The following is a 7,459-nucleotide window of genomic DNA, read 5'->3' as shown; positions in this document are numbered from 1 at the left end:
GTTCTTTTTTGTGTTGTTTTTTAATTTTATAAAGTTTTTTAAATAATGTTATGTACCCCCCCCATTGTTTGTAAAATCAATCATGGCTTGGCCTAATTTATAAGCGAGATGATTTTTTACTCTTTCTATAGCTGAATTTGGGTTATGCATGGGGTTTTCCTTTAAAAATGGCTTTGGTTGGTTGCAAAATTATAATAGTCATTTGGCACACCAATATCTATAAAATGATCATCAAAAATATGAGTTTTAGCTTTTAGTTTTTCATAATTTTCTTGTAAAAACTCTTCAAAAGAAAATTTTTTCTCTAAATCAAATTTATTAAAAATATCTTTAGTTAAAAGATAAATTCCACCATTGATCAAACCCTGATTTTTGAATATTTTTTCCTCAAAAGAAATCACAAAACCTTGCTCATTAACATTTACTGTGCCATATCTATCAAAATCATTCATTTGTTTTAAAGCGAGGCAAATTTTACTTCTATTTAGCTTTAATTTACTTAAATCTATGTCAAAAAAAGTATCGCCATTTAAAACATAAGTCTCGTTTTTTATAAATTTCAAAGCCTCTTTTATAGCTCCACCCGTTCCTAAAGGCTCTTTTTCTATGCTGTATTTTATTTTTATACCCAAAAACTCATCTTTAAAATATTCTTGTATCACTTCATATTTGTATGATACTGCTAAAATTACTTCTTTTATACCTTGCTTTTTAAGATGCTCAAAAATAAATTCTAAAAAAGGCTTATCATCTATCGGTGCCATAGGCTTTGGAATGTCCTTTATAACACTTTTAAGTCTTGTTCCTAAGCCGCCACAAAGTATTATTGCCTGCAAGAAAAACCTTTACCGAAAAGCTCTTCTTCGACAATAGCACAAATAATATGTCCTATTAGAATATGTGCTTCTTGAATTCTTGGCGTGCAAGTTGAAGGCACTTTTATGCAATAATCACAAAGTTCATTCATCGCCCCACCACTAGCTCCACTTAAGCCTATACTTATGATTTCTTTTTGTTTGCAAAACTCTAAAGCTTTTAAGATATTTTTACTATTTCCACTTGTTGAAATGCCTATAAAAACATCTCCCTTAACTCCTTGAGCTTGCACTTGTCTAGCAAACAAATTTTCATAACCATAATCATTCCCGATAGCTGTTAATACGCTAGTATCTGTAGTAAGCGCAATGCTTGCGATACCAGGTCTATCAAAATAAAACCTACTTACAAATTCCCCTGCAATATGCTGTGCATCTGCTGCACTGCCACCGTTTCCTGCTAATAAAGTTTTGTTACCATTCTTATAAGCTTTTATGACTTCTAATGAAGCATTTTTAATAAGAGCTATTAAATTCTTATCTTTTAAAATTTGCTCTTTTACTAAAATTGATTCTTGAAAATGTTCTTTTATATAGGAATTTAAATTCTCCATGATTTAACCCCATCTTTTGTAAATGAAAAATCTTGCACATAACCTTGCTCTTTTCTTAAAACTTTGATTAGGTTGTATTTTTTAGTAGGATCCACAAAGAAAAACATAAATCCACCAGCTCCTGCTCCGCTGGTTTTGCCACTATAGGCTCCGTTATCTATAGCAAGTTTATAAATTCTTTCAAGCTCATCATTGCTAACGATTTCTGAGATGATTTTTTTTGACCGCCAAGATTTTCCTAAAATTTGTGCCAAAGTACCAAAATCGGCTCTAAATAAAGCTTCTTTCATCTTTATAGCATCTTGTTTTATTGCGTGCATGGCTTCTAAAGACTTTTCATCTCCAAGTTTTCCTTTTTTATGCTCTTCTATATCTTTTGCTTCTCTTGTGATATTTGTAAAATAAAGCACAGTTCTAGCTTCAAGCTCACTAGTTATCCAGTTTTTAATACGCAAAGGATTAACAATGACTCTTTTATTATCATAAAATTCCATGAAATTAAAACCGCCAAAAGTTGCGGCATATTGATCTTGCGCTCCGCCTACTATGCCTAAATCTTCTCTTTCTATCTCATAAGCAAGTTTAGCGATTTCATATTCTCCTAAAGGTAGATTAAGCCATTCTGTAAAGGCTTTTATAACCCCTACAACCAAAGTTGAACTTCCGCCCAACCCACTACCACTTGGTACATCTGAGTATGTATGCAAAGAAAAACTCAAAGGTTTTTTTGTAAAATCTTTTACAATGCGATTATAAATACTTTTAAAAATATCTAATTTTCCATCATTTTCTAAACGCTCTCTACTTTCGTACTCACAGTAAGAATTTGTATCAGGAGAATCAAAAATGATTTTTCCATCTTCTCTTTCGATCAAAGTACAATGTATATATAAAGATATAGTCGCATTTAAAACATAACCTGTGTATTTATCACAATATAAATTTATATCAGTCCCTCCACCTGCCAAACCAAGGCGGAGAGGAGTTTGCGTGCGTATGGTTTTCATTGAATTACTACTTATTTCTATAATTTATTATAAAAATTATAGCAAAATATACTTAACTTCTATATAATATTATTTAAACATTTGCAAAGCGATTAACTTTCATCATTTTAAACGCCCTTAAAAGTTCTTCAATACCATCTTCTAAAGTATTATCTGGTTTCCAACCTGTAGCCTCTAATTTAGCATTTGAAACCAAATAATCTCTTTTATCCGGATCTTCACCTATACTGGCCGAATGGATATAAAAATCAGGAATATACTTTTTAATCGTTTCAGCAAGCTGTCTTTTAGTCAAATTTGCAGAACTTAATCCCATATTATAAGCCTGACCCTTCATCTTATCATAATTCTCAATTCCATGAATAAATCCTTTAACCACATCGCGAACATGAATATAATTGCGTCTAAAATGCTCTTCAAAAAGCACTATAAATTTATCTTTATATGCACGATAGGTAAAATCATTAACAAGTAAATCAAGTCTCATTCTAGGTGAAATTCCAAAAACAGTAGCCAAACGAAAAGTTACACAATTTCCTTTATCAAGCAAATATTGCTCCGCGTGCACTTTATCGATCCCATATTCTGAGATAGGACGCAAGGGAGATTCTTCAGTGCACATTGCATCTTTTTCTCCTATACCATAACCGCTATTTGTATTGGGATAAATAAATATTTGAGAAGGACTTGCAAAATCACTGATCATTTTTATAGCTTCATAATTGATCATTTTGGCTAATTTTGGATTTCTTTTACAAAGTGGAGCTCCAACCAAAGCAGCTAGAGGAATAATAATATCAGCTTTTGCTACCTCTTGTCTAATAAGATTTTCATCCATAGCATCGCCATTTATAAAAGTAAAATTTTTATTATGAGAACAAGATAAAAGAGAGATTTGATCAAACATCAAATTATCAATAACACAAACTTCATAACCTTTTTCAAGTAAAATCGGTGTTAAAACCGAACCTATATAACCTGCACCACCTGTAATTAAAACTTTTTTTGACATATTTTTCCTTTAAATTGATGGTTTTATCGATTTAAAGGAATTCTGCCTCTCTTAATTTCATTTCTCCAATGATTTAGCAAATCTTTAAGCATTTGTCTAACAGGAATTTCAGCCTTCCAATCGATAAAACTCTTTATTTTACTATTATCAAACATTTGATAGTCAGCATCAATAGGACGCATCCTATCTTCAACTTGTCTTACCTCAATACCCCCCCCCCATATCACTAAAATTTAGCAATATATCTATAACTTCAGGGAGCTTAAAAGCCTCTTCTCCTGCTATATTAAAAGCTTCCCCGCAAGGAACTTTTCCTTTTTCACTTTCAAGAGAAAGTAGATAATAAGCCCTTATAGCATCACGACAATCTTGAAAGGTTCTTACACTCGAAAGATTTCCAACCTTGATAACAGGCTCTTGATAACCCGCTTCAATCAAAGCAATTTGTTTTGCAACTGTGCTTTCAAAAAATACATCAGAACGTCTTGGGCCACTATGCGTTCCCATTCTTGTAACAAAAGTGCGAATGTTATAAGCTTCGCCATAAAATCTTCCCAAATAATCAGTGCCAATTTTGCTTATGCTATAAGGACTTGCACCGTGAAAAGCTGTTTCTTCATTAAGTTTAACACCTGTTTTTGCTCTACCATAAACTTCACTTGAAGAGCAGATATGTACTACAGGGTCATATCCATCTTTTGCCTTTAAAATTCTAATGTTTTCCAAAATATTTGCTGTTCCTATGATATTTGTTTGTAATGTTTCTATAGGTATATCAAAAGAAGTTTTTGGATAAGATTGAGCTGCTAGGTGAAAAATTACATCAGGCCTTTGACTCTCGAAAAGTTTTTGAAGACTAGAGTAATCATTTAAATCTGCATAAAAAATACTGATTCTATCTTTTTTATTAATCCTATCGCTTAAATGATAGATATTGTCCATAGGTTCTTGCCAACGCATCATACCTATAACATCATAGTCTGTGTTTTCTAGCAAGAAATCTGCCATTTGTGAGCCAACTTGCCCTGTAAATCCTGTAATTAATGCTGTTTTTTCCATGATTTATCCTTTAAAGCATTGACTTTTTGTTTGTATTATATTGCTAGTAAAAATTATATCTAGTCCAAGCTTTCCTTCGGTTAAAATTTTTAAAATCTCTTTTTCAAAAACAATTTTTTCATAAATCGGCATAGCCATAACTATACAATCTATATTTTTTAAATTCTCAATACTAGGCTCTAATATCAAAATATCAGAATTTTGCAAATAAGTTCCATGTCTTCTTTTATCTTTATCAATAGCACAAACAATTTTTTTACAAATGTTTGTAGATAAATAACTAATTAAAGAATTAGCATGAGACCCCCCCCCATATATGGCTATTTTTTGATAGTTTAATAATAATTGTTCTAGTTTATTTTTTTCATTAATTAATTCAATGTTTATTGTTTCATCAAAAACTTTAAAATCTTCTTTTGATTGACAAAAATTACTATTTTTTTTAAAGAACCAACCTAGCCACTGACCTTCATATAAACTTAGACATTCGAGCAATTCGCATCCAAATTCTTTCATTATATTTATCAATGTTGCATTTTGATAGTATCCACAATGCTCATGACGAATTTCATAAAAACGCTTAGACTCAAAAATATTTAGAATATTTGGGGTTTCCAAATAGATAATCCCATTATTTGCTATAATTTTTACTATATCTTCTAAAAATTTTCTAGGTGTATCTATATGCTCAATCAAATGCCTAGAAATTATAAAATCTATTTTATGAGAAAGCTTTTGATTTATCACATCATAAGAAAAACAACCTTTAATATGTTGAATATTTTGTACATCTTTTAATAGGGTGCTTGGAGTTACAGAAGGATCGACACTATAAATAAATTTAGAATCCTTAGATAAAGCAAAAAGCAAATCACAACCACCTGGTGCTATCTCTAAAAAAATACTATCTTTTTTAGCATATTGTTTAATTTTATCTCTTAAAAATTTTACATATGAATTCATAGTTTTTGAAAGTGTTATAGGAGTAATATACTCTCCACTACAATACGCTTTTTGCATTTTATTATTATCAAATTTCGTATTATAAATATACCCACATTTATTACACTGAACAATCTCTATGTCCAAATCTCCTTTGCAATAATTATCACTTTTTTTATATGGAAATTTCTGTATTTCAGCAACAGAAACAAAAGCATTACTAGCTTCAAACAATTGTTTTAAATCTTCTTCATCTTCACACAATGGACATTTATTCATAATTCCCTCCTTTTATACCACTGATACATCATTTGGATTCCTTTTTCTAAATCAATTTTATGTTTCCAGCCTAAAGAATGAATTTTTGAGCAATCTGTAAATTTCTGCATTGCCCCATCTGGACGATTTGAATTAAAAACTAATTTTCCCTTAAATCCTACTATATTTTTGATTAATTCTGCTAATTCTTTGATAGTGATATTCTTATGCGGACCTATATTTAAATGGGTATTGATAATCTCAGTATTATCACCTTTTAAATCTTTAAAATCTATATTATTCATGATAAATAAACAAGCATTTGCTAAATCTTGACTATGTAAAAATTCTCTTGTAGGCTTTCCACTACCCCAAATTTCAACATTATTCTCATCTACACCAAATTTTTTTAAATAATTCTTAGCTTCTTCAATGGAATCAAATTTTAAATCATTTAATAAGTCCTCGTATCGCTTTTCATTTAAAAGCTTGGCTAAATGCATTTTTCTTAAAATTCCAGGCAATACATGAGATTTTTCAAGATCAAATTTGTCATTATTGCCATATAAATTTGTAGGAGTGATTGCTATAAAATTTGTATTGTATTGCAAATTATAACTTTCACAAAGCATCAAGCCTGAAATTTTAGCAATTGCGTAAGGTTTGTTAGTATACTCAAGATCTCCACTTAACATTTGCTCTTCACTAGTTGGCAATGTTGCATTTTTAGGATAAACCGTAGTTGAAGCTATGAAAAGTAGTTTTTTTACTTTATGTAAATAAGCATTATGAATAACATTGCACTCTATCATTAAATTTTGATAAATAAAATCAGCACGATAAGTATTATTAGCTAGAATTCCACCCGCTTTAGCTGCTGCTAAAATAACATATTCTGGCTTTTCTCTCTCAAAAAAATCAGCCACAGCTTTTTGATTTGTTAAGTCGAGTTCAAAATGAGTTTTAAAAACAAGATTTTTATAACCTTGTTGCTTAAGTTCATTAAGTATAGCACTACCCACAAGACCACTATGACCCGCTATGTAAATTTTAGAATCTTTTTGCATCATTTATCCTTACTCATCGCTAAAATATCACGCTCTGAAAGGATAGGAGAATTTGTTGGCCAATCTATACCAATTCTTTCATCATTCCATGCATAAGTAAATTGATCATGCGCATCCATATATTCTCCTAAATAAGCACATTTATAGTAATACACTGCACTTTCACTACTAACATAATGAGCATTTCCAAAACCTGCTGGAACTAAAATGATTTGCTGATTATCTTGATTTATGATGAATCTTTCATGCTTCAAATAAGTTGGTGAATCTTTTCTGCAATCAACCACAACTTGATGCACTTCTCCATAGACACAAGTAGCTAACTTATAAGTTTTTACATCGCCATGGATACCGCGAATAACATTACGTTTAGAATGTATGAATTTATCATGTATAAATTTTAATCCATTTGGCAAAAGATTATCTATAGCTTCGCTTGTAAAAGCTGTCCAAATTTCACCTCTTAAATCTCTAAATTTGTTAGGAGTTATAATATACACTCCTTTTAAAATTTTTGATTCTTGTATGTCAAATTCTATTGCCATGATTATTTCCTTTCTTGATTTATTTCTCTCTTCAACCTAGGCACATCTTTAAAATAAAATTTAATATACCCACCCCCATACCAATTTTTACTAGCCTTAATAAATTCTTCTCCTAATTTATAAGTAAAACATTCTTTTTC

7 protein-coding genes and 2 pseudogenes are annotated in these 7,459 nt (G+C 30.5%); all 9 read right to left on the bottom strand.

The genetic code is table 11. The features are described from left to right. Positions 1-150: pseudogene (locus AJN58_RS10175) on the bottom strand (hypothetical protein); the annotation flags it as partial. Between the two features lie 11 nt (positions 151-161). Beyond that, positions 162-836, bottom strand: coding sequence for a nucleotidyltransferase family protein (locus AJN58_RS07520; RefSeq protein WP_070210763.1), 675 nt, complete (start codon positions 834-836; stop codon positions 162-164). Continuing rightward, entirely contained in the window at positions 824-1,429 is a 606-nt protein-coding gene (gene gmhA2 / locus AJN58_RS07515; RefSeq protein WP_044779613.1) for a D-sedoheptulose 7-phosphate isomerase, read from the bottom strand. The genes AJN58_RS07520 and gmhA2 overlap by 13 nt, the downstream gene beginning before the upstream one ends. Continuing rightward, complete coding sequence (gene hddA / locus AJN58_RS07510) at positions 1,417-2,436, bottom strand: D-glycero-D-manno-heptose 7-phosphate kinase (protein WP_044779612.1); 1,020 nt, start codon at positions 2,434-2,436, stop codon at positions 1,417-1,419. The genes gmhA2 and hddA overlap by 13 nt, the downstream gene beginning before the upstream one ends. Positions 2,437-2,509: 73 nt before the next feature. Next, positions 2,510-3,448: an NAD-dependent epimerase/dehydratase family protein gene (locus tag AJN58_RS07505; RefSeq protein ID WP_044779611.1), complete on the bottom strand. Its 939-nt coding sequence runs from the start codon at positions 3,446-3,448 to the stop codon at positions 2,510-2,512. Positions 3,449-3,471: 23 nt separating this feature from the next. After that, positions 3,472-4,507 (bottom strand): annotated as a pseudogene (locus AJN58_RS07500) (GDP-mannose 4,6-dehydratase). 3 nt (positions 4,508-4,510) lie between these two features. Further along, positions 4,511-5,728, bottom strand: coding sequence for a class I SAM-dependent methyltransferase (locus tag AJN58_RS07495; RefSeq protein ID WP_070212119.1), 1,218 nt, complete (start codon positions 5,726-5,728; stop codon positions 4,511-4,513). Beyond that, the gene (locus AJN58_RS07490) at positions 5,725-6,774 is read right to left on the bottom strand and encodes a GDP-L-fucose synthase family protein (protein WP_044779609.1); all 1,050 of its coding nucleotides are present in this window, start codon (positions 6,772-6,774) and stop codon (positions 5,725-5,727) included. The genes AJN58_RS07495 and AJN58_RS07490 overlap by 4 nt, the downstream gene beginning before the upstream one ends. Beyond that, entirely contained in the window at positions 6,774-7,319 is a 546-nt protein-coding gene (locus AJN58_RS07485; RefSeq protein WP_044779608.1) for a dTDP-4-dehydrorhamnose 3,5-epimerase family protein, read from the bottom strand. Before AJN58_RS07485 ends, AJN58_RS07490 begins: the two co-directional genes overlap by 1 nt. Between the last annotated feature and the right edge of the window lie 140 nt (positions 7,320-7,459).

It is taken from the genome of Campylobacter sp. BCW_4321, from assembly GCF_001763075.1.
Lineage (GTDB): Bacteria > Campylobacterota > Campylobacteria > Campylobacterales > Campylobacteraceae > Campylobacter_D > Campylobacter_D jejuni.
The sequence above is the reverse complement of the archived record's forward strand: the minus strand, read 5'-3'. Positions and strand labels throughout refer to the sequence as shown.